This is a genomic window from Gracilibacillus orientalis, assembly GCF_900114645.1.
In the GTDB taxonomy this organism is placed as follows: Bacteria; Bacillota; Bacilli; order Bacillales; family Amphibacillaceae; genus Gracilibacillus; species Gracilibacillus orientalis.
This window is the reverse complement of sequence record NZ_FOTR01000003.1, coordinates 169,639-194,776: the sequence shown is the minus strand read 5'-3', so window position 1 is coordinate 194,776 and position 25,138 is coordinate 169,639. Positions and strand designations below refer to the sequence as shown.

General features: G+C 36.8%; 21 protein-coding genes and 1 pseudogene. 16 read left to right on the top strand and 6 right to left on the bottom strand.

Annotated features, from left to right (window positions below):
- The first annotated feature begins 135 nt into the window (after window positions 1–135).
- From BM121_RS06945 to BM121_RS06935, 3 genes are read left to right on the top strand one after another with little or no spacing between them, the layout of a single operon-like run.
- Window positions 136–891 carry a DeoR/GlpR family DNA-binding transcription regulator gene (locus tag BM121_RS06945; protein ID WP_091482714.1) on the top strand — a complete coding sequence of 252 codons (756 nt, stop codon included), beginning with the start codon at window positions 136–138 and terminating at the stop codon, window positions 889–891.
- Window positions 888–1,805, top strand: a complete 918-nt coding sequence (gene pfkB / locus BM121_RS06940) for a 1-phosphofructokinase (RefSeq protein ID WP_091482712.1) — start codon at window positions 888–890, stop codon at window positions 1,803–1,805. The genes BM121_RS06945 and pfkB overlap by 4 nt, the downstream gene beginning before the upstream one ends.
- 47 nt (window positions 1,806–1,852) lie before the next feature.
- Window positions 1,853–3,739 (top strand): PTS fructose transporter subunit IIABC, encoded by a 1,887-nt coding sequence (locus tag BM121_RS06935; RefSeq protein ID WP_091482711.1) that lies wholly within the window; start codon window positions 1,853–1,855, stop codon window positions 3,737–3,739.
- A 280-nt stretch (window positions 3,740–4,019) separates the two neighbouring features.
- Here the strand turns inward: BM121_RS06935 and BM121_RS06930 are convergent, their stop codons facing one another.
- From BM121_RS06930 to BM121_RS06920, 3 genes are all read right to left on the bottom strand, one after another.
- Entirely contained in the window at window positions 4,020–5,045 is a 1,026-nt protein-coding gene (locus BM121_RS06930; protein ID WP_091482709.1) for an ABC transporter substrate-binding protein, read from the bottom strand.
- 70 nt (window positions 5,046–5,115) lie between these two features.
- Window positions 5,116–6,108, bottom strand: coding sequence for an ABC transporter permease (locus tag BM121_RS06925; RefSeq protein WP_091482707.1), 993 nt, complete (start codon window positions 6,106–6,108; stop codon window positions 5,116–5,118).
- Window positions 6,109–6,130: 22 nt separating this feature from the next.
- Window positions 6,131–7,621: a sugar ABC transporter ATP-binding protein gene (locus BM121_RS06920; protein WP_091482706.1), complete on the bottom strand. Its 1,491-nt coding sequence runs from the start codon at window positions 7,619–7,621 to the stop codon at window positions 6,131–6,133.
- 549 nt (window positions 7,622–8,170) lie between these two features.
- Between BM121_RS06920 and BM121_RS06915 the strand changes: the two genes are divergently transcribed.
- Genes BM121_RS06915 through BM121_RS06895 form a run of 5 tightly spaced genes read left to right on the top strand, consistent with a single transcriptional unit; the run spans window position 8,171 to window position 13,651 of the window.
- Complete coding sequence (locus BM121_RS06915; protein WP_091482704.1) at window positions 8,171–9,193, top strand: LacI family DNA-binding transcriptional regulator; 1,023 nt, start codon at window positions 8,171–8,173, stop codon at window positions 9,191–9,193.
- A 35-nt stretch (window positions 9,194–9,228) separates the two neighbouring features.
- Entirely contained in the window at window positions 9,229–9,660 is a 432-nt protein-coding gene (locus BM121_RS06910) for an RbsD/FucU family protein (RefSeq protein ID WP_091482702.1), read from the top strand.
- A gap of 26 nt (window positions 9,661–9,686) precedes the next feature.
- On the top strand, window positions 9,687–10,340 hold the full coding sequence (locus tag BM121_RS06905; RefSeq protein WP_091482701.1) for a class II aldolase/adducin family protein: 654 nt from the start codon (window positions 9,687–9,689) through the stop codon (window positions 10,338–10,340).
- Window positions 10,341–10,366: 26 nt separating this feature from the next.
- Complete coding sequence (locus BM121_RS06900) at window positions 10,367–11,848, top strand: rhamnulokinase (protein WP_091482699.1); 1,482 nt, start codon at window positions 10,367–10,369, stop codon at window positions 11,846–11,848.
- Between the two features lie 15 nt (window positions 11,849–11,863).
- Window positions 11,864–13,651 carry an L-fucose isomerase gene (locus BM121_RS06895; protein ID WP_091482697.1) on the top strand — a complete coding sequence of 596 codons (1,788 nt, stop codon included), beginning with the start codon at window positions 11,864–11,866 and terminating at the stop codon, window positions 13,649–13,651.
- 173 nt (window positions 13,652–13,824) lie between these two features.
- Here the strand turns inward: BM121_RS06895 and BM121_RS06890 are convergent, their stop codons facing one another.
- On the bottom strand, window positions 13,825–14,574 hold the full coding sequence (locus BM121_RS06890; protein WP_091483161.1) for an NAD-dependent epimerase/dehydratase family protein: 750 nt from the start codon (window positions 14,572–14,574) through the stop codon (window positions 13,825–13,827).
- A gap of 543 nt (window positions 14,575–15,117) precedes the next feature.
- Here BM121_RS06890 and BM121_RS06885 point away from each other — a divergent pair.
- From BM121_RS06885 to BM121_RS06865, 5 genes are all read left to right on the top strand, one after another.
- Window positions 15,118–16,647 (top strand): pyridoxal phosphate-dependent decarboxylase family protein, encoded by a 1,530-nt coding sequence (locus BM121_RS06885; RefSeq protein WP_091482694.1) that lies wholly within the window; start codon window positions 15,118–15,120, stop codon window positions 16,645–16,647.
- Window positions 16,648–16,651: 4 nt separating this feature from the next.
- Window positions 16,652–18,463 carry an IucA/IucC family protein gene (locus tag BM121_RS06880; protein ID WP_091482692.1) on the top strand — a complete coding sequence of 604 codons (1,812 nt, stop codon included), beginning with the start codon at window positions 16,652–16,654 and terminating at the stop codon, window positions 18,461–18,463.
- Window positions 18,450–19,067 carry a GNAT family N-acetyltransferase gene (locus BM121_RS06875; protein WP_091482690.1) on the top strand — a complete coding sequence of 206 codons (618 nt, stop codon included), beginning with the start codon at window positions 18,450–18,452 and terminating at the stop codon, window positions 19,065–19,067. The genes BM121_RS06880 and BM121_RS06875 overlap by 14 nt, the downstream gene beginning before the upstream one ends.
- Window positions 19,060–20,403, top strand: coding sequence for a lysine N(6)-hydroxylase/L-ornithine N(5)-oxygenase family protein (locus BM121_RS06870; protein ID WP_217649310.1), 1,344 nt, complete (start codon window positions 19,060–19,062; stop codon window positions 20,401–20,403). The genes BM121_RS06875 and BM121_RS06870 overlap by 8 nt, the downstream gene beginning before the upstream one ends.
- A 102-nt stretch (window positions 20,404–20,505) precedes the next feature.
- Complete coding sequence (locus BM121_RS06865; protein WP_091482688.1) at window positions 20,506–22,320, top strand: IucA/IucC family protein; 1,815 nt, start codon at window positions 20,506–20,508, stop codon at window positions 22,318–22,320.
- 30 nt (window positions 22,321–22,350) lie between these two features.
- On the opposite strand, the gene BM121_RS22265 is transcribed toward BM121_RS06865, so the two are convergent.
- Window positions 22,351–22,539, bottom strand: a complete 189-nt coding sequence (locus BM121_RS22265) for a hypothetical protein (RefSeq protein WP_091482686.1) — start codon at window positions 22,537–22,539, stop codon at window positions 22,351–22,353.
- A 98-nt stretch (window positions 22,540–22,637) separates the two neighbouring features.
- On the opposite strand from BM121_RS22265, the gene BM121_RS06855 reads away from it, so the two are divergent.
- The 3 genes and pseudogenes from BM121_RS06855 to BM121_RS22655 form a co-directional block, all read left to right on the top strand.
- Window positions 22,638–23,192 (top strand): TetR/AcrR family transcriptional regulator, encoded by a 555-nt coding sequence (locus BM121_RS06855; protein ID WP_091482684.1) that lies wholly within the window; start codon window positions 22,638–22,640, stop codon window positions 23,190–23,192.
- Window positions 23,193–23,297: 105 nt separating this feature from the next.
- Window positions 23,298–24,422: an MFS transporter gene (locus BM121_RS06850; RefSeq protein WP_091482682.1), complete on the top strand. Its 1,125-nt coding sequence runs from the start codon at window positions 23,298–23,300 to the stop codon at window positions 24,420–24,422.
- A gap of 119 nt (window positions 24,423–24,541) precedes the next feature.
- A pseudogene (locus tag BM121_RS22655) lies at window positions 24,542–24,655 on the top strand (integrase); the annotation flags it as partial.
- Window positions 24,656–24,957: 302 nt separating this feature from the next.
- Here BM121_RS22655 and BM121_RS06840 read toward each other — a convergent pair.
- The gene (locus tag BM121_RS06840) at window positions 24,958–25,125 is read right to left on the bottom strand and encodes a serine protease (RefSeq protein ID WP_091482680.1); all 168 of its coding nucleotides are present in this window, start codon (window positions 25,123–25,125) and stop codon (window positions 24,958–24,960) included.
- Window positions 25,126–25,138 lie beyond the last annotated feature (13 nt).

The following is a 25,138-nucleotide window of genomic DNA, read 5'->3' as shown; positions in this document are numbered from 1 at the left end:
ATTTATCATAACATAATGTGCAATGGCAAACATGATCGTTAGTGATTGTTTTTGGTTATAAATGATTGACATTGATTGTTTGTGATTGTAAAATAAGTGTAAGCGATTAACATGTAAATTAGGAGAATGTGATCTATGTTGACGATTGAGCGACAAGAAATCATTTTATCATTATTAAGAGAAAAAGATGTCGTAACAGTGAAAGAAATGTGCGAAGTCACTAATGCTTCAGAATCAACCATTCGCAGAGATTTAACAGAGTTAGAAAAGCACCAATATATTAAACGTGTTCATGGTGGCGCATCGCTTTTAAAAAAGAAACGAGAAGAACCAACGCTACTAGAAAAATCGACGATCAATCAACAAGAAAAGAGTATGATTGCGCAAAAAGCCGCGTCTTTTATTGAAGAAGGTGATTCGATTTATCTGGATGCTGGTTCATCTACTATAGAATTAATTCCATTCTTAAAAGATAAATCGGTCATGGTTGTCACCAATGGAATCCCTCATGTGCAACTACTTATCGAATATGGGATAGAAACCTATTGTATATCCGGCAAGGCTAAAAGAGGTACAGCTGCACTCGTTGGTACGAAAGCAGTCGATTCTATCAAGGAATATCGTTTTGATAAATGCATTTTAGGTATCAATGGTATACATCTGGAACAAGGATTAACAACTCCGGACCCGGAAGAAGCAAGTGTTAAACAAACCGCACTGGCACAATCACAAGCAAGATATGTATTAGCAGACCCATCAAAGTTTGGGGAAGTTTCATTTGCTAATGTAGCTGATTTAGCAGGTGTTCATATCATTACGACAAACGGTTTATCGGACGAACAACAAGAAACGATTAGTAAGCAGACAACTTTGGAGGTGGTACCGTTATGATTTATACCGTTACATTAAATCCAGCAATTGATTATGTAGTTAGTCTCGAAGCCTTCTATACCGGAAAAGTAAACCGGAGTCAGTCAGATTATAAGGAAGCGGGTGGTAAAGGGATTAATGTATCCCGTGTACTAGATCGCTTTGGAATTCCGTCGACAGCATTAGGATTTGTTGGTGGTTTTACCGGAAAATTTATTAAGGATTATTTGACGGAGATGGAAATTGAACATGATTTTGTTTCTTTAAAACAAGACACGAGAATAAATGTAAAACTAAAAGCAGAAGCAGAAGAATCAGAAGTGAATGGTGTTTCACCAACGATAGAGGAAGAGGAGTATCAGGCATTTCTCTCAAAACTTGAACAGTTAAAACAAGGCGACATTGTTATCCTGGCGGGAAGTTTGCCAAGCTCCTTGTCAACCAACGTTTACCAGGAAATGGTCGCAATGCTGAAACAAAAAGGTATTATTGCGATTTTAGACACCAGTGGAGCACCATTAGCAGAAGCTATTAAAGCAAGTCCTACTTTTATTAAGCCGAATCATCATGAACTAGCAGAGTTGTTTGAGACAGAAGTGAAGGATGATCAAGATGTAGTTCGATTAGCTAAACAACTACATCAGGAGCAACAGATTGATCATGTTTTAGTATCGATGGCAAAAGCAGGGGCTATTTATGTTGGTGCTGGTGGTGTGCTGAAATTAAGCGCACCAAAAGGAACAGCAGTGCACTCGGTAGGTGCAGGTGATTCTGCGGTGGCTGGATTTATCTACAGCTGGCAGACATCAAAAAATGCTGAAGAAGCTGCCAAATATGCGGTTGCGGCAGGTAGTGCTACCGCGTTTTCCAAAACATTGTGCACGAAAGAAGAAGTAGAGGCATTACTTCCACAAGTTAACGTAACAGATATATAAATGGGTTTAGGTTGCAATGAGCCTATAAAAAGAAAGGAAGAGGGGCTATGAAAATAACAGAACTATTGAAGCGTGACATTATCATCTTAGATGCAAATTCACAGTCCAAAGCAGAAGTCATAGATGAGATGGCTATGAAATTATCTGAAGGCGATTATCTTAATGATAAAAAACAGTTTATCCAAGCGATCTGGGAGCGTGAAAATCAAAGCAGTACAGGTGTAGGAGAAAACGTAGCGATTCCACATGCGAAAACAAGTGCAGTGTCTACTCCTGCCATTGCTTTTGCCAGATCAAAAAAAGGAATAGATTATGATTCGTTAGATGGTCAGCCAGCACATTTATTTTTCATGATTGCTGCTAGTGAAGGTGCCAATAATGATCATTTACAAACATTATCAAGATTATCTACATTGTTGATGGATGAAGACTTCCGCAACCAATTAATGGAAACGGATTCCACAACAGATATTTTGCGTATTATTGATGCAAAAGAACAAGAAAAATTGGGACAAGTAGCAGAAGAAGAAACAGCAGACAATCAATCATCAGGACCAGAGATTTTAGCTGTTACAGGATGTCCAACAGGTATCGCTCACACCTATATGGCTGCAGATGCTTTAAAGGACAAAGCGAAAGAACTAGGAGTTTCCATTAAAGTGGAAACAAACGGTTCGGATGGCGTGAAAAACCGCCTAACAGAGGAAGAAATTAAAAATGCCAAAGCAATTATTGTTGCGGCAGACACAAAAGTAGAATTAGATCGTTTTGCAGGTAAGCAAGTATTTCGCCGTGGGGTAACAGACGGTATTCGTAAGCCAGGTGAGTTAATTGATACGGCAGTAAGTGGAAATGCACCGATTTTTGAAAGTAATGGAAGCGGTGAAGGATCCAGTTCTAGTGCAGGACGTTCTGGCTTTTATAAACACTTAATGAATGGTGTATCCAATATGCTACCATTCGTTGTCGGTGGTGGTGTGCTGATTGCCCTTTCATTCTTCTTCGGTATTCACTCAGCAGAACCAGATCACGAGCAATATAATGCATTCGCGGCTGCTCTGAAGGCAATTGGCGGAGATTACGGATTTGGTCTGATGGTTGCCGTATTAGCCGGTTTCATTGGGATGAGTATCGCAGACAGACCAGGTTTTGCACCGGCTATGATCGGTGGGTTTATGGCTTCATCCGGAAACGCTGGTTTTCTTGGTGGTTTAATCGCTGGTTTCTTAGGTGGTTATGTAGCTTTAGGTGTTAAAAAGCTATTAGCAAATTTACCGAAAGCATTTGATGGTATTAAAACGATTCTATTTTACCCGGTTATTAATATATTGGTTACTGGACTTGTTATGTATGTTATTATCGAGCCAATTGCTGCGGTTATGACAGGTCTAGAATCGTGGTTAGGTGGTTTGACTGGTGCTAATGCGTTATTGTTAGGTCTTATTTTAGGCGGTATGATGGCTATCGACATGGGCGGTCCTATCAACAAAACAGCCTTTACGTTTGGTATTGCAATGATTGAGGCAGGAAACTTAGGACCGCATGCAGCTGTAATGGCAGGTGGTATGGTACCGCCATTAGCATTGGCGCTTGCAACAACATTTTTCCGCAATAAGTTTACGAGAGAAGAGCGTGATGCAGGTAAGACAAACTATGCGTTAGGATCATTCTTTATTACAGAGGGAGCTATACCGTTTGCCGCAGCTGACCCAGGCCGAGTAATTCCTTCTATAGTTGTCGGCTCTGCAGTAGCTGGTGGATTATCGTTCTTATTCGGTGTCGGTTTACCAGCACCGCATGGTGGAATATTTGTTATTCCGACTATAGATGGTGGAGTGGTCATGTGGCTGATGTATGCTTTAGCTATCTTAATTGGTGCTACTATTTCTGCGATAATGATTGGTTTTTGGAAGAAACCATTGGATAAAAAATAATAAAGATGTCAAAAGCTATTTCGCTTACGAGCGGAATAGCTTTTTAAACACCTTTCTTTTTCATCTGCAAAGGATAAATGCCTTATTTCCTTGGGCTTGTCGCTTCTTCCTTGGAATTCTAGTTCCCTTCCTTGGAAAAGTGCTGCTGTTCCTTGGAAATACCCATTTTTCCAAGGAAGAATGATACTTTTCCAAGGAACAATAAACACGAACATCATGATGTTCGTGTTTTGGCATCGTTCGAGTGCTGCTGTCCCAGGCTCTCTATTGTTATATTAAATTATTCATAAATAGCAGCTTGAATCTCTTCATCTTCTATAATATCAGCATCATACCAGTAGAAACCAGTATCAATATTTTCAGGAACTTCTTCACCGTTTAATGCGTCTACAGCAGCTTTGACGGTTTCATATCCGATGCCCTCTGGATTTTGGGTGATCGCACCGGCCATTAAGCCTTCGTTAATCGCATCGATTTGTTGTTTACCAGAATCAAAACCAACCACTGTCACTTCCCCTTCTTTACTTAACTCTCTGACAGCATTCACGACACCGATTGCTGACCCTTCATTGGTTCCGTAGATTCCGGCAATATCAGGATGTGCTTGCATCATTGTTTTTGCGAGGTTAGTAGACTCTAAATGGTCACCACCACCGTATTGTGTATCTACAATTTCAATGTCTGGATAATTCTCTTCAATAGTTTCAACAAAACCATCGCGACGCTCTACACCAGTAACAGATACCTGGTCATGTACGACTAATGCAACTTTTCCTTGCTCCCCAATTAATTCCGCCATTTTATCTGCAGCTAAAGCAGCGGCTTCATAATTATTTGTTGAAGCAGTTGTAAGGGGTATTTCGCTATCAACACCAGAATCAAACGCAATAACAGGAATATCAGATTCATTAGCCTTCTCGAGTAATGGTGATGCTGCCTGCGAATCTAATGCAGCAAAACCGAGCGCATCAGGGCTTTTATCTAAAGCTGCTTGTAACATTTCAATTTGCTTATCTACTTGTGATTCATTTTCTGGACCTTCAAAAGTAATTTCTACATCAAACTCTTCAGCTGCTTCTTCAGCTCCTCTTTGTACAGCTTGCCAGAACTGATGTTGGAATCCTTTAGAAACAATTGCTACATAAGGCTTGTCACTGGATTCTTCATCGCTGGCACCTGTTTCTTCATTACCAGATTCATCTACATCACCATCTTCAGCTGCTTCTTCAGATTCACTACCACAGGCAGATAAAACAAATAATATGGAGACCAAGACGACTAATAATGCTAATAATTTTTTCTTCATTGTTAACTCCCCTTTTAAAAAATTTATGAATAACTCAAATGATTGAGTTAAATCCAAAAAAGAAACGTAATTACCTATCTTTTTTGCGTAACATATCAAAGTAAACTGCTAGTAATATAACGAAACCTATAACAACTGTTTGCCACTCCTGGGGGATGGACATAATACGCAGACCATTCGTAAGTACACTCATAATTAGTGCACCAATCATGGTGCCGATAAGCGAACCTTTACCACCACTTAAAGAAGTACCACCAATCACTACAGCTGCAATCGCTTCCAATTCATACCCCATACCTAGTGCAGGTTGTGCTGAATTTAGTCGTGAAGCCATAATAACACCTGCCACACCGGTAAAACACCCGGCGATCGTATAGATAATCATTTTCCATTTTTTTACGTTGATCCCAGATAGTCTGGTTGCTTCTTCATTACTACCAATGGAAAAGGTGTATCGGCCTATAATCGTTTTTGATAATAAGATCCATCCAATTAGAACCATTAAGAAGAAAATCAACACTGCGTTTGGGATGGATCCTGGAAATATCGAACCTAAGGCAATGTTATTAAAACCTCCCACATCACTAAAATAAATCGGTGATGCACCTGAAATGACGAGGGACAATCCTTCCGCTATCATCATCATTGCCAGTGTTGCGATGAATGGCGGAATCCTTAAAATAGATACTGAAAAACCCGAAATAAAACCAATTAAAGCACCTGTCACAATTCCACCGATAATACCGAGTATGACTGGTAATCCAAGAAATACGATAAATACACCTGTCATGACAGACGTTAACGTCATCCCTGTACCAATAGACAGATCTATTCCACCTGTAATGATGACAAAAGTAGTTCCTAAGGCAAGGATACCAATGACTGTAGTGGATAATAGTATTCCTTCAATATTAGACCATTGTAAAAAATTCTTTGAAGCAATAGAGAAAAAGATAACTAGAATAATAAGACTGGCAAACGCTAATATTTGTTGTAGTGCTCCAGAACTTACAAGTCTTTTCTTTTGATCACTTGCTGTTGGGTTACTTGTTAATGTTGACATCGTTCCTCACTCCTCTAAACACTTAGTTATGCCTCGTAGCAAGCTCCATGATTTTTTCTTGATTTGCATCCCGATTTAATAATTCTCCGGTTATCCGACCTTCGTTCATCACCATTATACGGTCACTTAGTCTTAAAACCTCCGTTAATTCTGAAGAGATCATAATAATCGATTTACCCTCATTAGCTAACATTTCTAATAAATCGTAAATCTCTTGTTTTGCACCAACATCAATACCTCTAGTAGGTTCATCAAAGATTAAAATATCACTATCCTTTAGTAACCATTTAGCAATAACGATCTTTTGTTGGTTACCGCCAGATAGTAGTTTCACTGGTTGATTAACACTAGGTGTTTTAACTTTTAATTTATTGGAGTAATTTTCAGCATCTGTTTTCATGTTTGTTGGTTTAACAAAAGCAGCTGTCGAATAATTAGCCAAAGATGAGATCACAATGTTTTCTTTTACAGTCATTTCAAGCATAAGACCAAAGCGTTTACGATCCTCAGATAAATAACCTATCCCATGTTGAACAGCATCAACTGGCTGTTTAATCGTGACCGGTACTCCGTTTACTTTAATTTCACCTGAAAAGGGATCCGCTCCAAAAATTGCTCTGGCAACTTCTGTTCTCCCTGCACCAACCAACCCAGCGAATCCTAATATCTCCCCCTTTTTAAGATGAAATGAAACATTTTTAATGTAGTTGTTATGTAAGTTGTGTGCTTCAAGGACAGTATCAGTAAATGCATCTGGATCAGATATTTTCTGTTCGATTTTCACCTCTCTTCCAACCATTAATGAAACAACTTGGCGGATTTCTGTTGTTTCTGTGGGAAGTGTAGCAATGTATTCGCCGTCTCTCATGACCGTGATTCGATCAGAAATCCGTTTTAATTCTTCCATTCGATGAGAAATATAAATAATAGCAACACCTTCATTTTTTAACCAATGAATGATATCAAATAATGTGTTGATTTCTTTATCTGTCAAAGCAGCGGTTGGTTCGTCCATAATAAGTATCTTTGCGTTAAATGATAACGCTTTGGCGATTTCCACCATTTGTTGTTTAGCTACAGTTAATTCTGATATTTTTGTTCTTGGATTTAAGTTAATGTTTAATTTTTGAAACAATTTGTCTGCTTGTTGATTTAATGCTTTATTTTTTAGAAAAAAATTTAATTTATCTCTTGGCTCACGACCAATAAATATATTTTCAGCAACCGTTAAATCTGGCATTAGGTTTAATTCCTGATGAATAATGTTAATACCGATTTCTTGGGCGTCTTTTGTATGAACTGGTGATATTTCTTTTCCATCATATATAATGCTACCGTCGTCTTTTTGGTAGATGCCGGTTAGTATCTTCATTAGTGTTGATTTACCCGCACCGTTTTCACCAATTAATGCTAAAACCTCGCCACGGTGTAAGTCCAATTGCGCGTTGGATAGTGCCCTTACACCAGGGAATGACTTGTTAATGTTTTGCATCTCCAATATTTTTCTGGACATGTGTTAGCTCCTTTCCCCTTTGGTTTACTTAATCACTAGATCCTTCAAGTTTCTCTGTGAATAGCGCACTAATTGGTACCGATAACATATAAAGCATCTGTCTGTTGATTTTCAATTGTTTGTAAATTACTTCTATTATTTAGATTTATTCAGACGCTTGTGCAGATGCATACGATAACTGGCAGTGCCGCCTATATAACAGATGACCAAAGCTATTAAAAAGAGTTGCTTTAACGCCACTAGTACCAATAACGTAAGTTAAAATAAATGATAATTAGTTCCCCGTGTTTTCAACCTTCCATTTATGACAGCGCTTTCGGTTACCGGTAACATAAAATTATCATAAGGGTTAGGGTGTGTCAATCATTATTTTATAAGTATGACAGATTGCTTTTTGAATATATTGTAGAAAAACACAATATATTCAAGGTTCTTGTCACCTTTATAGAAACAGATATAAAAATATTTACCAAAAACTGTTGCATTAAATAAATGATACCGGTATCATAATAGGAGAAGACAAAGCTATTAAAAAAGAGGTAGACAATTATGGTAACAATCTATGATATCGCAAAAAAAGCAAGTGTTTCACCTATGACAGTTTCTAGAGTAATTAATAATTCTGGTAATATCCGCGTGGCTACAAGGGAAAAAGTTGAAAAAGCAATCAAAGAATTAGGATATGTTCCTAATTCTGCAGCAAGAAGCTTAACTTCTAATCAAACGAAAACATTGGGTTTAATCTTAACAGATATATCTAACCCATTTTTCTCCAAAATTGCCAGAGGTGCAGAAGATGCTGCTGTAGAAACGGGTTACCGTGTATTAATGAGTAATACGGATGAAGATAGCGAAAAAGAAATCAATTACATTGATATGATGCTATCGGCAAGAGTTGATGGGGTCTTGATAGCTCCGACAAGTGATAAAACATTAGATCAAATTAAGCGGTTGAGGCAACATAATATTCCGGTAGTTTTAATTGACCGAACAATTGAAGGATTTGTAGGAGATTATGTCTTAGGTGATAGTTATGAAGGTAGTCGAAAACTTGTAGAACATTTGATTGAATACGGGCATCGAAACATTGCTCTTATTAATGGTCCATCAAATGTTTCAACAGCAAGAGAGCGACAGAGAGGGTATTTGGAAACACTTAAACTGAATGACTTACCTGTACATGAGAATTATATTTCTGAAATTGATTTCAAAAGTGTGCAAGCTGGAAATACGAAAAGCATTGTAGACCAGCTTATCCAATTGAACGAAAAGAAGCGACCAACTGCGATTTTCGCTGCAAACAACTTTATTGCAATTAGTGTGATGAAAGCATTGAAAGAATTAGGATTACATGTTCCAAATGATATTTCGGTGGTGTGTTTTGACGAGGTAGAGCCGGTAGTATACTTTGATCCGTTTTTTACTGTTGCAGCACAACCAGCGGCTGAATTAGGTAAGGTTGGTGTTAAATTTCTGATTGAAAGAGTTGAACAGAAGAATGTAGATCAAGAACGAAAAATTATATTACCACCTGATATTCATATTAGAAAGTCTACAAGGAAAATCGAATAAAATAAAATAAAATGAATGAGACAGGAGGGGTATGCATGTTAAAAAGAATACCCAACATCTTGTCACCAGATTTATTGAAAACGCTTCACGAAATGGGTCATGGTGATGAGATCGTTATAGGTGATGGTAATTTTCCAGCTGCAAATTATGCTAATCGTTTAATTCGCTGTGATGGACATAATATCCCTGACTTATTAGCGGCTATTTTGGAATTACTCCCACTGGATACTTTCGTGGATAAACCAGTCACTTTAATGCAAGTAGTCGATGAACAGAATGAGCCAACACCAGAAATTTGGCATGAATACAAAGATATTCTGAGCGAATTTCAAGTGGCTGAAAATCAGATCGATCATGAAGAACGATTTGCCTTTTATGAAAGATCCAAGAGAGCATATGCCATTATAGCCACAACAGAGAAAGCATTGTATGCCAATATTATTTTAAAAAAAGGTGTTATTTCCTAAAAAATCAAATAGGGGAGGGCTTTGCAATGACGAATGTTAGCGAACAATTAAAGAAATATGCTGCCAAATTAGTTCACTCAGGGTTAGTGGTAGGTGCAGGTGGTAATTTAAGCATGCGTGATGGAGAATATATGTATATTTCCCCGAGTGGTTTCGATCTGCAAGAAATAGAAGAAGAGCACTGGGTGAAAGTGCATATTGAAACTGGTGAGGTATTAAGCCCTTTGAAACCGTCTTCAGAGGTGTTAATGCACCTGGAATGCTTTAGAAGAAGACCGGATATCGATTCCGTATTACATGCTCATCCAAGTTATTCTGTAGGCGTTTCTTCTGCTGAAAGAGATATACCGAGCATGTTCCCAGATTTTCCGGCTATGATCAAAAATGTAAAGTATTTAGATTACATGATCCCTACTACACATGTCTTAGCAGATGCAGTAGCTGATGTAATTGAAGAAACAGATGTTGTGATTATGCGTAATCATGGAGTGTTAACAGTTGGTAAGTCGATTAAAGAAGCATATTTCTTCATGCAACTTACTGAAGAAGCGGCGAAAGTATATACCATTTCCAGTATGGTCGGAAATCCTAGATTGTTAACAGAAGAAGAGTGTCAAGATTTACGTAACCTATCAAGTGAGAAATACCGCGCAAAATTATTGAAGGATACCCAGAAATAGCTTTTTAGTACGAAGGGAGGAGTAGTATGAAGAAAGTTTGGGCATTTGATATAGGTGCCTCCAATGGAAGGTTAATGTTAAATAGTTTCGATGGTGAAAAAATGTATGTAGAAGAAATATATAGATTTCCTAACCATCCTGTCCATATAACAGAGAATGACTACTGGGATATTTTAAATATTTTTTCTGAAATGAAAAAAGCCATTCAAGTAAGCATTCAAAAAGGTCATGAAAAAGTGGAAAGTATGGGGATTGATACTTGGGGTGTTGATTTTGGCTTACTTTCAAAAACAGGAGAATTATTAGCAAATCCATATAGTTATCGAAACCCGAAGAACGTTAAAGGGATGGAAGAGGCGTTACAACATATTACATCAGATGAATTATTTGCGTTGACCGGTGTAGAGACTGCGCCTATTAATACAATTTTTCAATTATATACGATAAAGCAGAATAATCCGGAGTTATTAGAAAGAGCAGAAACGCTATTATTAACACCGAATTTATTAGCCTATTTATTTTGTAATGTAAAAAGCAATGAATTCACTATCAGCTCCACTACTCAAATGTTGAGAGCTGGAAAAGCGGAGTGGGAAACAGATATTTTAGAGAAATTAGGTGTATCCAGTGATTTATTAGCACCTATTAAAGAACCCCTTACAATTGCTGGTGATACATTGCCATCGATTAATAAAGAATTACAAATTGACCCTGTAAAAGTAATCCATGTCGCAGGTCATGATACGGCAAGTGCAGTAGCAGCACTTCCTATACAAGACAATCAGTCCGTGTTTATGAGCTGTGGTACATGGGTGTTGATTGGTGTCCCTGTTGATGAGCCATTGACGGAAGATAAGGCAATGAAGTGGGGTTTTACCAATGAAGGAACGATGGAAGGGAAGTATCGATTGCAGAAAAATAACATGGGCATGTGGTTACTGCAGCAATGCCGTGTGATATGGGAAAGAGAAGGGATTCAAACAGATTATGAAAAGGAAAACTATTTATTTGAAGAAGCAGCGCCATTCCATTCCTTTATTAACCCGGATGATCCCAGGTTCTTTAATCCAGCAAATATGATTGTTGAAATTCAACAGTATTGTCAAGAAACATCACAACCAATTCCGGAAACTCAAGGTGAAATCATCAGATGTATTTTGGAAAGCCTAGCGATGAAATATAATTGGGTAATTAATAGATTGGAAAAACTGACTACCAAAAAATTAAAGCGTATTCATATTGGTGGTGGTGCCATTCGTAATAAAAATTTATGCCAGTTAACAGCAAATGCAACAAATTGTGAGGTTGTCGCTGGTCCAGTTGAGGCAAGTTCAATTGGCAATGCGATTGGCCAATGGATTGCGCTAGGAGAAATGGAAGACATCCAGCAAGCAAGAGAAATTGTCCACCATTCATTTTCTGTCCAACATTATCAACCTACAGAGCGATCAAGCTGGCAATCAGCATATGAACGCTTTGTACAGTATGTTAATGCCACATCATATTAACAAGGAGGATTATACATGACAACAAAACAAAGATTAATCGGGGATATGCCAAAGATAGGGATTCGCCCAACAATAGATGGCAGAAGAAAAGGTGTGCGCGAATCATTAGAAGCAAAAACGATGAATATGGCAAAGTATGTAGCACAATTGTTATCCGAAAAACTGCACTATAACAATGGTGATCCAGTGGAAACGGTTATTGCAGATACATGTATTGGTGGAGTGGCAGAAGCAGCGCAAACAAAGGCAAAATTTGATAAAGAAAATGTCGGCGTGACAATTACCGTTACACCTTGTTGGTGTTATGGATCAGAAACAATGGATATGAATCCAAACAGGCCAAATGCGATATGGGGATTTAATGGTACAGAGCGTCCGGGGGCAGTTTATTTAGCAGCAGTTTTGGCGGCACATAATCAAAAGGGGATTCCTGCCTTTGGTATCTATGGAAGAGATGTGCAAGATATTGATGACAATACCATTCCTATGGATGTGCAGGAAAAGATTCTTCGTTTTGCCAAGTCAGGTATTGCAGTAGCAATGCTGAAGGATAAATCCTACTTATCTATTGGATCTGTTTCCATGGGAATTGCGGGCAGTATGGTAGATGAGGACTTTTTTCAGAATTATTTAGGTATGCGAAATGAATATGTTGATATGACAGAACTGACTCGTCGTATCACAGAAGAGATTTATGATAAAGAAGAATTTGAAAAGGCATATGCCTGGGTGAAACAAAATTGTATTTTTGGTGCTGATACAAATGCGGAAGAAAACCAGCGCACAGCAGAACAAAAAGAAGAAGATCTGAAGAAAAATATTAAAATGACCATCATTACAAGGGACTTAATGGAAGGTAATCCGAAATTAGCAGAATTAGGCTATGAAGAAGAGGCAATGGGGAGAAATGCAATTGCATCAGGTTTTCAAGGGCAACGACAATGGACCGATCATTTTCCAAATGGCGATTTTATGGAGGCGATTCTGAATTCTTCGTTTGATTGGAATGGTATCCGTGCTCCATATATGGTCGCGACAGAAAATGATACATTGAACGCAGCCACAATGCTATTTGGTCACTTACTAACCAATACTGCTCAAGTTTTTGCAGATGTCAGAACGTATTGGAGCCCTGACGCTGTACAAAGAGTGACAAGTCATCAGCTTGAAGGAAGAGCAAGCAAGGGAATTATTCACTTGTTAAACTCAGGATCTGCTGCTTTAGATGGTACTGGAGAGCAGGAAATTGACGGCAAACCGGTAATGAAACAATTCTGGGAAATTACAGAGGAAGAAGTAAACAGAAGTTTGCAAGCAACCCAATGGCGACCAGCTAATACAGAGTATTTCAGAGGTGGGGGACTTTCTAGTAATTTCAAATCAAAAGGAGATATGCCAGTTACGATTGCACGTGTAAACCTTGTGAAGGGATTGGGTCCTGTACTACAAATTGCGGAGGGCTATACCGTCGATTTACCGGATAAGGTACATGAAGTATTAAACAATCGTACGGATCCAACATGGCCAACGACCTGGTTTGTCCCGAATTTAACAGGAGATGGTGCATTCCGTGATGTGTATACTGTGATGAATAATTGGGGAGCCAACCATTGTTCGATGAGTTATGGCCATATTGGGGCAGATTTAATTACGCTTGCTTCGATGCTCCGAATCCCTGTTAATATGCATAATGTTGCTGAAGAAAAGATATTTAGACCAAGCGCCTGGAATATGTTTGGTACAAATGATGTTGAGGGAGCGGATTATCGAGCATGTCAGGCATATGGACCATTGTATAAATAATGTATACGATGCTAATCGTCCATAAAACCCTCGCTGACGGAAATCTCACTTGATAAAGAAAACTGTGAAGAATATATTAAATAAAAAAGTAATTAACCCACCCGTTTACCTTCCAAGTTCCGGGTGGGTTATTTGTGGGCGATATTAATGAATGACATTTTAATCAATTGCTTTTATTCTTCAGCTATTTCATCTGTATTCTTTTGGGGAGCATATCCAAGTTCGTCTATGGCATTCGATAGATCCCACGGTTTTTCAGTATTATTGGATACACCGTAATAAGTTCCGAAGTTCACTTTTGCTTCGATTGCCTTTGAAAAAAGCTCGACAAGATCCTCTTTTGAAAGTAAGGTTCTTGATAACCGGTCGTTCTTTTTTAAAGCATCTGTGTCTTCTTCATCCGGAACAGAACCAATTCTTATGTTAATGATAGATAAGTCTGTATTTAAAGAAAAAATAAAGCCGGCTTGTTCGGAAGCAATTTTCAACACACCGTATAGTCCCTTGGGATAAGGATAATCATTCGTTGTAATTTCACGTCCCAATTTGGAATAACCATTTTCCTCATAATAATCTGAAACATGATTACTACTTGCAAAGATGACTTTCGGTATGTTGCGTTTCGAGGCAATTAACATGATATAATAAGACGCTTTGAAGAAGACATCTGTCATCTGATCAAACACTTCTGCCGGTTCAATGGCATGAGAAGTATCAATTCGGAGCAAGTTTATGATAACATCTGAATCTTTTGGGATTTCAGAGGCTAACTGTTGAAAATTAGTAGCATCTACATAGCGTTGCCTTTCTGTGTTACTCTTGATATTTTTATCGAGAATTAGCACATCATAGCTGTTTTGTAATCTTTCAAACAAGATGTCACCAACTGTTCCTGATCCGCCAATGATCGTGATTTTCTTCATTATCATCAGAGTCCTTTCTGATCTTTCTTATAAGTAGTCTAGCTCTTTTCTGAGTGAAGATACATGATCAAGCAGATTTACTCCATTTTCATTTAAAAAGACAAAATGGCTTTGGTTGACCCCACTGATGGTTAGTGAAATTTATCAGGGTCTTAGCGTCCGTTATCCCCCATTTAACTTCTTTGATTTATCGAACCTTTTCAAGCAAAACACTCTTGATTAAATTTACCTAATTTTTTATTACAGTTTCAGGAAAGTGATAAGTATAACAGAAAGTCTAACCTCTCACTGTTCTAATATTCCAATTAATGGTTTTTAAACAAATTAATAGAACAAACAAAAACATTATTGACAATGATTATCATTATCATTAGAATTAGCTTTGAGGAACAATTGAAATTGATTATCATTATCTGTTAAAGAGTTTTATCTCAAAGACCCAAAAACAACCAATGGCAGTGTAGTTGTATTTTACTCTCAGTAGCCATTAAGCAAACGGAAGCAGATATAACAAACAATCATTTATTACAGGAGGTGTGGAATATGGCAACCAATGCCCATGTAGCCCCAAGTGAAATAGCCAAAAATTACGATCCTTATTTTTTACATGAAAGTGAAGAAAGCATTGCTCTCTATCAGCAATTGATGCAGCAAACACAAATGGCTTTAGTTCATAACTTTTCAAAGAGTAAAAAGCCATATAGTGGCTTTTCACATCGTGAGCTCAAAGCACTTTTAAATAAAACATTTAGTGAGACTGTTCCAGAAAAACCAAGGAATATGAGTGAACTAATTAATGACATTGGGGAGGTTATATTAAAGCATTCTATTGCGGTGACCAATCCTTCTTGCATCGCTCACCTTCATTGCCCACCATTAAGTATAGCTCTTGCTGCTGAGGTAATGATCAGTGGGACAAATCAATCCATGGATTCATGGGATCAAAGCTCTGCCGCAACGGTGTTAGAGCAAAAAGTGATCCATTGGTTATCTCAAATGTTCCTTCAAACTGAACAAGCAGACGGTGTATTCACGAGTGGAGGCACACAATCCAATTTTATGGGATTACTATTGGCTCGTGATCGTTATCTTTACAAGCAATTAAACTGGAATGCACAAGAGCAAGGATTACCACCTGAGGCTAATCGGTTAAGAATTTTTTGTTCTAAGGATGCTCATTTTACAGTAAGACAATCCGCCTTTTTACTAGGTTTAGGAGAGCAAGCGGTTATTCCATTAGAAACAGATCATCAACATCGAATATGCTTAAGCGATTTAGATCATCGTTTAAAAGAAGTAAAGGAAGAGAATTTATTACCTTTTGCATTGGTAGCTACAGCGGGGACGACTGATTTTGGTAGCATCGATCCACTTAATGAATTAGCCAATCGTGTACAGGCACATCAAATGTGGTTTCATATCGATGCAGCCTATGGTGGTGCTCTTATATTAAGTGATCGTCATAAGGAAAAGTTAAATGGCATTCACTTAGGAGATTCTATTACCGTTGATTTTCATAAGTTATTTTATCAACCTATTAGTTGTGGTGCATTTCTTGTAAAGGATCAATCAAACTTTAACTTTATTAAATTGAATGCAGATTATTTAAACCCAGAAGATGACGAAGAAACAGGTATTCCTAATTTGGTTACGAAATCGATACAAACCACTCGTCGCTTCGATTCTTTGAAATTATTTATGTCTCTACAAGCATTAGGTCGAAAAACGTTCGCTGATATGATTGATTACACGATAGATTTAGCTCATGATACTGCAGGGTTAATTGAACAAGATATAGAGCTAGAATTGATGAATCAGCCTGAACTAAATGCAATTGTATTTCGTTATGCAAATCATAGTTATGATGAGAATGTAGTAAATAAAATCAATACTATCATTCGATCAAAATTACTATCACAAGGTCATGCTATTTTGGCTAGAACCCGAGTTAATGGATGTATTTACTTGAAATTAACTTTACTTAACCCACGAACGACACTCAAAGACATTCAATCTATTTTATCGCAAGTCAAGAAAATAGGATATCAATGTTATCAAAATGGAGGAGTGTAAAAGTATGAAGAAGAAACAAATTGCCGAACATGCCACAATCCAAAGCTTTTTAAATTGCTATTTAAGAGAAACTCAAAATTTTCAACTATTGGATGAAGTACCTGAGATTTTAGTAGGTAAAACACAAGAAAAATCACTTATTTTTTGTGAATTACCTCTACTTGGAATTCATTTATATATTCCACTTGCTTATTGGTCTGTAACAGGTCGACATTTATTTTCATTTCCTATTTATTATTCAGGGAACAGTGGGAAGCTATTGGAAGTCGATTATATTACATTAGTTAATCTTATTACGAAACAATTAATAGAATCGAATGAACAGAATGGAACGGTAAACCAAGAAGAATTAATGATGCGAGTCATGTTAAGCTGCCAAAACATTGAACAGTATATTACGGAAAGATATCCAGATATAAAACATTTATATGATATGGATATGAACTTCATTGATGCAGAGCAAGCATTATTATTTGGTCATTTAATGCATCCAACACCTAAAAGTCGTCAAGGTATTTCAGAGTGGGATGCCCCACATTATTCACCTGAATTAAAAGGGGAATTTTCGCTTCATTACTTCCGAGTTCATACCTCTATTGTAAAACAAGGTTCAGCCTTAAAGCTTACAGCATCAGAAATCGTGAAACAGCAAGTGATGGAGGACCCATCTATATCAGATGAATTTAAGCTTATGTTTAGTCAAGAAGATGGAAATTATAAAATAATTCCAATTCACCCTTGGCAGGCTAAATTTTTAATGAAAAAGCCTAGAGTGAAAGAGCTTATGGGAAAAGGGTTAATTCAAAGTCTTGGGCAACACGGTCGTTGTTATTTTCCGACTTCATCTTTACGAACGGTGTATCATCCAGAAGCGAACTTTATGCTGAAATTTTCATTAAATGTAAAAGTAACCAACTCTGTACGTGCAAATAAATATATGGAGTTAGAGAGAGGGGTGGAGGTTAAGAAGCTTATGGAAGGAAGGGTTGGTAGAAAACTTAGGGAAGAACACCCGAATTTTCAAATTATTTGTGATCCTTCTTTTATTACGGTTGATATTGATGGTGAAAAGGAATCTGGTTTTGAAGTTATTTTTAGGGAGAATCCTTTTAAACACGAAAAGGCATTGAATGCTACACCACTTGCTGCACTTTGTCAGGATTCAGTTAAGGGACATTCATCACGCTTAGCAGAAATCATTAAGCAATTAGCAGAAAATGAAGGGCGTTCTACTGAAGAGGTAAGTTTGGATTGGTTTAGGAGTTACCTTAATATTTCTTTAAATCCAATTATGTGGTTGTACTTAAACTATGGAATTGCGGTTGAAGCTCACCAGCAAAACAGTGTTATTCAGTTAAAAAGTGGTTATCCAGACCAATTTTTCTATCGTGATAATCAAGGCTATTACTTTTGTCAATCCTATCATCAACGTCTAAATGAAATTTTACCTGGTATTAGTGAGAAAAGTCATACCATTTGCTTGGATAGCATTGCCGATGAGCGTTTATGTTATTATTTCTTCTTTAATCATTTGTTTGGGGTCATTAATGCGTTTGGAGCAGGGGGATTAATAGATGAAATGATCCTATTGGAGGAAGTAAGAAAAGCACTTCATGCTATGAAAGTGCCTGATCATAGTTCATCTACATTAATTTCAAGTCTATTATCTCAACGAAAGCTGCCCTGCAAAGCCAACTTGCTTACACGTTTTTATGATATGGATGAATTAACAGGTTCGCTTGAAACCCAATCTGTCTATATTCAAATTGATAATCCCTTGTGTCAAAAGGAGCTGGATACAAATGAAAAGTACTAGAGACTTTGATTTTAGTGTCTACGATCAAGAAATAGATTCGGCTATTTCATTTCGAAAAGTTACACTGGAGGAGGATCTTAACCGACTCCATCGTTGGCACCATCAATCACATGTTATTCCATTTTGGAATCAAAACTTTTCAATAGATGTATATGAAAACCATTTAAAGGAGATTTTAGATGATCAGCATCAAACATTATATATCGGTTATTTAGATGGAGAACCAATGAGTTATTGGGAGGCCTACTGGGCTAAAGGTGACGTAATTGCAAACTACTACGATGTAGAAAAAAAGGATCAGGGGATCCATTTGCTTTTTGGTCCAGAATCATATTTAGGAAAAGGCTTAGCTCTCCCTTTATTAAGAGCAATGATGGTTTTTCGGTTTGAACATGTTCAAACTGAGAAAGTAGTGGCAGAGCCAGATATTCGTAATAAAAAAATGATCCATATTTTTGAACAATGTGGGTTTAAACAGCAAAAAGAAATTGATTTACCAGATAAACGGGGTTTACTCATGAGTTGTCATCGTGACACGTTTGTAAGGAGGTTTAAGAATAGTGACTTCATCCAACATATATCCAATAACCAACCACATGTATGATGTTATCGGAATTGGAATAGGTCCTTTTAATCTAGGTCTTGCTGCCTTAACAGATGAAATAGAAGATCTAGACGCTTTCTTTTTCGATCAAAAACCTTATTTTGAATGGCATGGTGGACTTTTAATTGAAGATACCACTTTACAAGTCCCCTTTTTAGCTGATGTGGTAACTATGGCGAATCCCAAAAGTCGGTTTAGTTATTTAAATTATTTACATGAACATGATCGCTTATATAAATTTTATTTTCTTGAAAGATTCTTAATTCCTAGGCGGGAATACAATCATTATTGCGGATGGGTGTCCAAGCAGCTAACAAATTGCTGCTTTGGTCAGCGAGTTATAAGTATTGAATGGCAAACAAACCTACATGAGGTCGCTAGGTATGAAAAAAACGTAAATACAGATGAGGGCTATTTTAAAGTAGAAGTGGAAGAGATTCAGTCAGGCGAAAAGCAATTCTATTTTACTCGTCATCTTGTATTTGGTGTTGGTAGTGTTCCATATCTGCCTGATTGCTTTACATCTCATTCTTCAGCAGATGTTTTTCATTCAGCAGACTTTTTACATAAAAGAGAGCGAAGTAGGCAGACAGATTCGGTTACGGTGATTGGCTCAGGTCAGAGTGCTGCTGAAGTATTTCTTGAGCTTTTGAAGGAACAACGAATATATGGATACCGGCTTGATTGGTTCACCCGTTCAAAAGGATTTTTTCCAATGGAATATTCGAAGCTGGGGTTAGAGCATTTTTCACCAGACCACACGGAGTATTTCTATCAATTGAATCAGGAACAAAAGGATCAGATGCTTCCGAAGCAGGACTTATTGTATAAAGGAATAAGTGCAACAACGATTACAGATATTTATGATGCGCTGTATGAGTACTCAATTGGTGGAGAGAATCCACCAGTTCGATTACTTGCTAAAACGGAAATAGAAGATATAAAACAAATGAATGATTCAGGTGATAAGAGTAAATATCAATTATCATGCCGACATCTAGAACAACATCAATCTTTTGAACATGAGAGTGAAATTGTCATTGCAGCAACTGGCTACAAGCACTTCATTCCTTCTTTCCTTTCGAACCTTCAATCTCTTATTCAATGGGATGACAAAGGGAGGTATCAGGTCGAACAAAATTATCAACTACGATTAACGAAAGAGATTCAGAATAAAATTTTTATCCAAAATGGGGAAATGCACACCCATGGAGTAGGGGCACCGGATTTAGGATTAGGAGCCTATCGTAATTCTGTCATCATAAATGAGCTCACAAATGAAGACGTATATCCAGTTCGAAAGCGTAATGTATTTCAACAGTTTGGAGTTCAATAATGACTTCAATAAGAAGGATACAGTTCCTATTGTATTTTCTATTTTGTATTCACGGAGAATCCACTTCTAACTAGTAAAGTAAATATAAGGAGAGTGAAAGAGATGAAATATCAATATAATGTACAAGAAATTTTAAAGCAAGAGATTTGGGAAGCTGTCGGTGAGAAGTTAGTAGCAAAAATGATTTCTGAATTCATGTACGAGGATATTATTTTTCCAGAGATCGTATTAAAAAAAGAGAATCGTCCCCTTTATCAGCTAAAACCCAAAGAGGCAGTCATCTATCAGTTTGAAGGAAAAAAACGTTTAATGGATAGCTATCGTATTTTTCCTGAGTCAATACATCGTTTTGAGAATGGAACTTGGGAAAAAGGAACGAATCCAATCCAGTTTATCCTTGATATTCAAGAAAAAGTAGGGATGACATCTCTAACTACAGGACATTTAATAAAAGAATATAATAATACGCTGTTAGCCGATGCACATATTTTAGCAAAAAAGCAACAGGTCACCTCGGACGAATTAGCCGATATGGATTATGCGGAATTAGAAGGAGAAATGGAAGGACATCCATGGATCACCTATAATAAAGGACGAATCGGATTTGATTATCAAGACTATCTATCTTATGCACCGGAACAAAAGAAGAAAGTAAAGCTGGCGTGGGTAGCAGCACATGTAGATTTGGCTGAATTTCAATCTGTACCAGGAGTAAGTTATGAAACGCTTATGAACGATGAATTAGGAAAGGAGAAAATAGAAGAGTTTAAAGAAAGATTAAAGGAGGAAGGGTTAGAGGCTTCAAAATATTATTTCCTTCCTATACATGAATGGCAATGGAATAATGTGATTATTCAATATTTCCTAGAGGACATAGCACAACAAAGGATTGTACCACTTGGAAATGGGGAGGATTACTACCTTCCACAACAGTCCATTCGTACTTTTGCAAATATTACTGATAAAATAAAGCATCATGTGAAGTTGCCAATGAGTATTTTAAATACATTAGTTTACAGGGGGCTGCCTGGAGAACGAACGGCAATTGCACCCATGATTACACAATATATTCATCGTATAAAAGAGGAAGATTCATTTTTACGAGACGAGTGTAGTTTGATTTTACCAGGTGAAGTAGCAAGTATAAACTATGACCATCCATATTATAAAAAATTACAAGGTGCGCCATATCAATACTTAGAAATGCTGGGAGTTATATGGCGACAGAGTATTTACTCCTTTTTAGATGAAGGGGAAAGTGCTATTACACTAGCATCCTTGCTTTATGTGGATCATAATGAAAAACCGTTTGTTTCTTCATTAATCGAAAGGTCTGGCTTGACAGCTGAAGAATGGATAGATCGATTATTCCAAGTTATGCTACCTCCACTATTACACTATTTATTTAAATATGGAGTCGTTTTTTCACCACACGGTCAAAACACTGTATTAGTGTTAAAGGGTCATACACCACACAGATTAGCGATAAAAGATTTTGTAGATGATGTAAATGTAAGTGATGAACCACTTCCTGAACTAAAATCGTTACCAGAAGAATTAAAGCCAGTTTTACGCAGTGAACCAGCGGAAGGGTTATGTCAATTTATTTTTACCGGGCTTTTTGTCTGCCATCTACGTTACTTAAGCGATATTTTAGATGTATATTACTACTATGATGAAGAAAAGTTCTGGAGTCAACTTCGCCAATCTATTGTAGACTATCAAAAACGTTTTCCAGAATTCCAAGAAAGATTCCAACTATTTGATTTATTAAGACCTAGTTTTACAAAACTTTGCTTAAATCGGAATAGAATGATTGATTATGGATATCGTGATGATGATGATCGACCACATGCTTCCGAATTTGGAAAAGTTCGAAATCCTTTATATTTAGTTTGTCAAGAAAAAGTAAGATAGAGCAAAAAAACTTTTTGAGGTGTCTGACCTTCACAACGTTAAAATTTTACGAAGGACAACCGGAGGTTGGACACCAGTATTTTTCTCAATTTCAATTAAAAAGTAAAGTAACATCTCTAGTCCTTCCATCGTATGGTAAACTTTAAAACGACTTCTAAAAGGCTTCTTCTTATCTAGAAAACCTTGAATCTGACTTTCTCCTTTAGCACATTCGGACAAAGGGATCGGCTCATTATAGCATTTGATTCGTTTACTCTTGCTATAAGGTAAGTGATATGCTAATATTTATAATGAACGTTCTGTATGGAGGTTGTTATATGAAAAAATCACAGAAAAAACAAGATATAATTAACACAGCTGAGACATTATTTTATCAGCATGGTTTTCATGCAATTGGTGTAAAAAATATATTGGAGCAAGCAGGAGTAGCAACAATGACCATGTACTATCATTTCAAATCGAAGGAAGATGTAATCAAAGAAATATTAATTCAAAGAGAAAAACAATATTTTCAATTGTTGGAAGCTAAAATCAACAGGGAGAATGGTATTAATCAGTATGTAGAGTCGCTGATTAAAGCACACCTTGATTGGATAGAAACTAATGGTTTTAATGGTTGTTTATTTTTAAGAGCGAAGCAGGAATACGAAGGTTTAAACGAAGAAATTGCTTCAATAAGTAGAGAACATAAAAAAAGACTCTTAAACAAAATTGAAAATGATCTGAAGCTTCTTCATGGTCCCGAACCACTTAGTGTGCAACTATCTATTATACTAGAGGGAATAACATCAATGGTTCAAATACTTGAGTTAGATAAGGTGAAAAAGACTGCACTTGATTTAACGAAAAGTATTCTGGTTTCCGAAAAATGAATTAGGAAATAGGGAGAGAATAGTGTCGTAAAAATCTTACATTGTTCTCTATATTTTTCGCTAAATTATTATAATGAACGTTATATATAAAAAGGAGCGAGTTATATGAATGCAAAAAAATTAATAGTAGTGGGCTTACCAATGATTGCTGTCACGTATGGTTTGTCTCGGTTTAGTTATGGTTTAATGCTTCCATATATTAACGAAACAATTAATATGAATCAATCCACTAGTGGTGTGATCTCGTCTTTATCATACATTGCTTACTGTATAGCAATAGTATTAGCAATGGCATTTTCTAATAAGGTCACTCCAAGGTCTATTATTGTAGTAGCTGGATTATCATCGATTATTGGCTTGGGTATCATCTCCATCTCTTCTAATCCGGTAGTGCTAGGCTTAGGTATATTTATGGCAGGGATGAGTACAGGATTCTCATCCCCGCCATACGCTAATATTGTTAGCGCTAATATAGAAACAAGGTTACAGAATCAGACTAATTCATGGATTAATTCCGGAACAAGTATTGGAACAGCTTGTACCGGGGCAATTGCTATCATAATGACTGATAGTTGGCGAGAAACGTATTTGATATTTATGGTCATTGCTATTTTTGTGTTCATTGCTAATTATAAATTACTTCCAGGACATCAGGTTCCAGAAAAGAAGGTCACGGTTGGCTACTCTAAAAAGGAATGGAGACGTTCTATTCAACTAATTCTTGCATCTTTATTTATTGGAATATCCTGTTCAGCCTATTGGACATTCTCAAGAGATTTTTTGTTAAATATAGAGAGCATACCTACATACCTAGGAGAGTGTTTTTGGGTAATTATTGGAGTTGCAGGTTTACTAGGAGGAACTGCTGGTGCATTTATAGATAAGTTTGGTGTTATGAGTGCGTACAGGGTTTCTGTATTAATACTCTCAACTTCGTCCCTTATCCTAGGAATTTATCCAGGTAACAAGATAACAGGGTTTCTGTCGCCAATTCTTTTTGGAAGCTCTTATATTTTCATAACAGGGGTCTTAATCGTATGGGGGATTTCCGTATTTAAAACTAACCCATCATTCGGACTAGGTGTACCATTCTTAATACTTGCACTTGGGCAAGCCATAGGATCCGTTTTCTCAGGAGTAATAGCTGATATATCAGGATATTATGTTCTTTTTATTGGATCTTCTATGATTGGTTATGTAACCTTAGTATTTAAACCCAAGATAAATTAGATATTTTGCTTTCGAATCTTACGTTTTAAGGTCTGTGCCCTATTTGTTTCAAAGTCGAAATTAATGCACTACAGGAATGTTAACGGGCAGGTTTGTAAGACAAAGTTAATGTTTTAAGGCATACATTTGCAACATTAACATTAAATAATGGAGCTAAACTCGTAGCTATTCAAGAATTGTTAGGTTACAAATCGCCAGATACCACACTTAGGTATGCAAAAATAACTCACTAAAGAAAGCGTGAGCAGCATAAAAGATATTTAATTCATTAGCCTGATACTGCGCAGTAAATGATTTGCTTTATGTGACTTTGTGCAAGAATGACTTGAGTTAATAGCAGGATTTTTTAACATACAAAAAAACTCAAGCAGATTTTTGTTATCTGAGAGAGTGGGAAGAGGGAGAAGATCAATATCCTCTCCCGTAGATAATATAGGTGTACCCACGTATACATTTTTATAATTTCACAAGGTCATCTCATTTCTTGGATAACTACTTTTGTATGTTTTCATTTCTTGATTTTAGCAGAAATACTCTAATAATAAAGCACATTTACTTTTTTACACTTGCTACATATTTCGTAGAATGGATTACCTTTAAAATGATGGTCACAATTTTGCTGTATATGTTGCATACAGTTCTCCAAATAAGAAAGGCGATCTTTTAATTGATTTATTTCTTCTTCAATTTTTTGGATATCCACATTATGACCTCCC

Coding starts and splice junctions, on each gene's coding strand:
- BM121_RS06945 (WP_091482714.1), top strand. CDS start 136: ATGTTGACGATTGAGCGACAAGAAATCATTTTATCATTATTAAGAGAA.
- pfkB (WP_091482712.1), top strand. CDS start 888: ATGATTTATACCGTTACATTAAATCCAGCAATTGATTATGTAGTTAGT.
- BM121_RS06935 (WP_091482711.1), top strand. CDS start 1,853: ATGAAAATAACAGAACTATTGAAGCGTGACATTATCATCTTAGATGCA.
- BM121_RS06930 (WP_091482709.1), bottom strand. CDS start 5,045: ATGAAGAAAAAATTATTAGCATTATTAGTCGTCTTGGTCTCCATATTA.
- BM121_RS06925 (WP_091482707.1), bottom strand. CDS start 6,108: ATGTCAACATTAACAAGTAACCCAACAGCAAGTGATCAAAAGAAAAGA.
- BM121_RS06920 (WP_091482706.1), bottom strand. CDS start 7,621: ATGTCCAGAAAAATATTGGAGATGCAAAACATTAACAAGTCATTCCCT.
- BM121_RS06915 (WP_091482704.1), top strand. CDS start 8,171: ATGGTAACAATCTATGATATCGCAAAAAAAGCAAGTGTTTCACCTATG.
- BM121_RS06910 (WP_091482702.1), top strand. CDS start 9,229: ATGTTAAAAAGAATACCCAACATCTTGTCACCAGATTTATTGAAAACG.
- BM121_RS06905 (WP_091482701.1), top strand. CDS start 9,687: ATGACGAATGTTAGCGAACAATTAAAGAAATATGCTGCCAAATTAGTT.
- BM121_RS06900 (WP_091482699.1), top strand. CDS start 10,367: ATGAAGAAAGTTTGGGCATTTGATATAGGTGCCTCCAATGGAAGGTTA.
- BM121_RS06895 (WP_091482697.1), top strand. CDS start 11,864: ATGACAACAAAACAAAGATTAATCGGGGATATGCCAAAGATAGGGATT.
- BM121_RS06890 (WP_091483161.1), bottom strand. CDS start 14,574: ATGAAGAAAATCACGATCATTGGCGGATCAGGAACAGTTGGTGACATC.
- BM121_RS06885 (WP_091482694.1), top strand. CDS start 15,118: ATGGCAACCAATGCCCATGTAGCCCCAAGTGAAATAGCCAAAAATTAC.
- BM121_RS06880 (WP_091482692.1), top strand. CDS start 16,652: ATGAAGAAGAAACAAATTGCCGAACATGCCACAATCCAAAGCTTTTTA.
- BM121_RS06875 (WP_091482690.1), top strand. CDS start 18,450: ATGAAAAGTACTAGAGACTTTGATTTTAGTGTCTACGATCAAGAAATA.
- BM121_RS06870 (WP_217649310.1), top strand. CDS start 19,060: ATGTATGATGTTATCGGAATTGGAATAGGTCCTTTTAATCTAGGTCTT.
- BM121_RS06865 (WP_091482688.1), top strand. CDS start 20,506: ATGAAATATCAATATAATGTACAAGAAATTTTAAAGCAAGAGATTTGG.
- BM121_RS06855 (WP_091482684.1), top strand. CDS start 22,638: ATGAAAAAATCACAGAAAAAACAAGATATAATTAACACAGCTGAGACA.
- BM121_RS06850 (WP_091482682.1), top strand. CDS start 23,298: ATGAATGCAAAAAAATTAATAGTAGTGGGCTTACCAATGATTGCTGTC.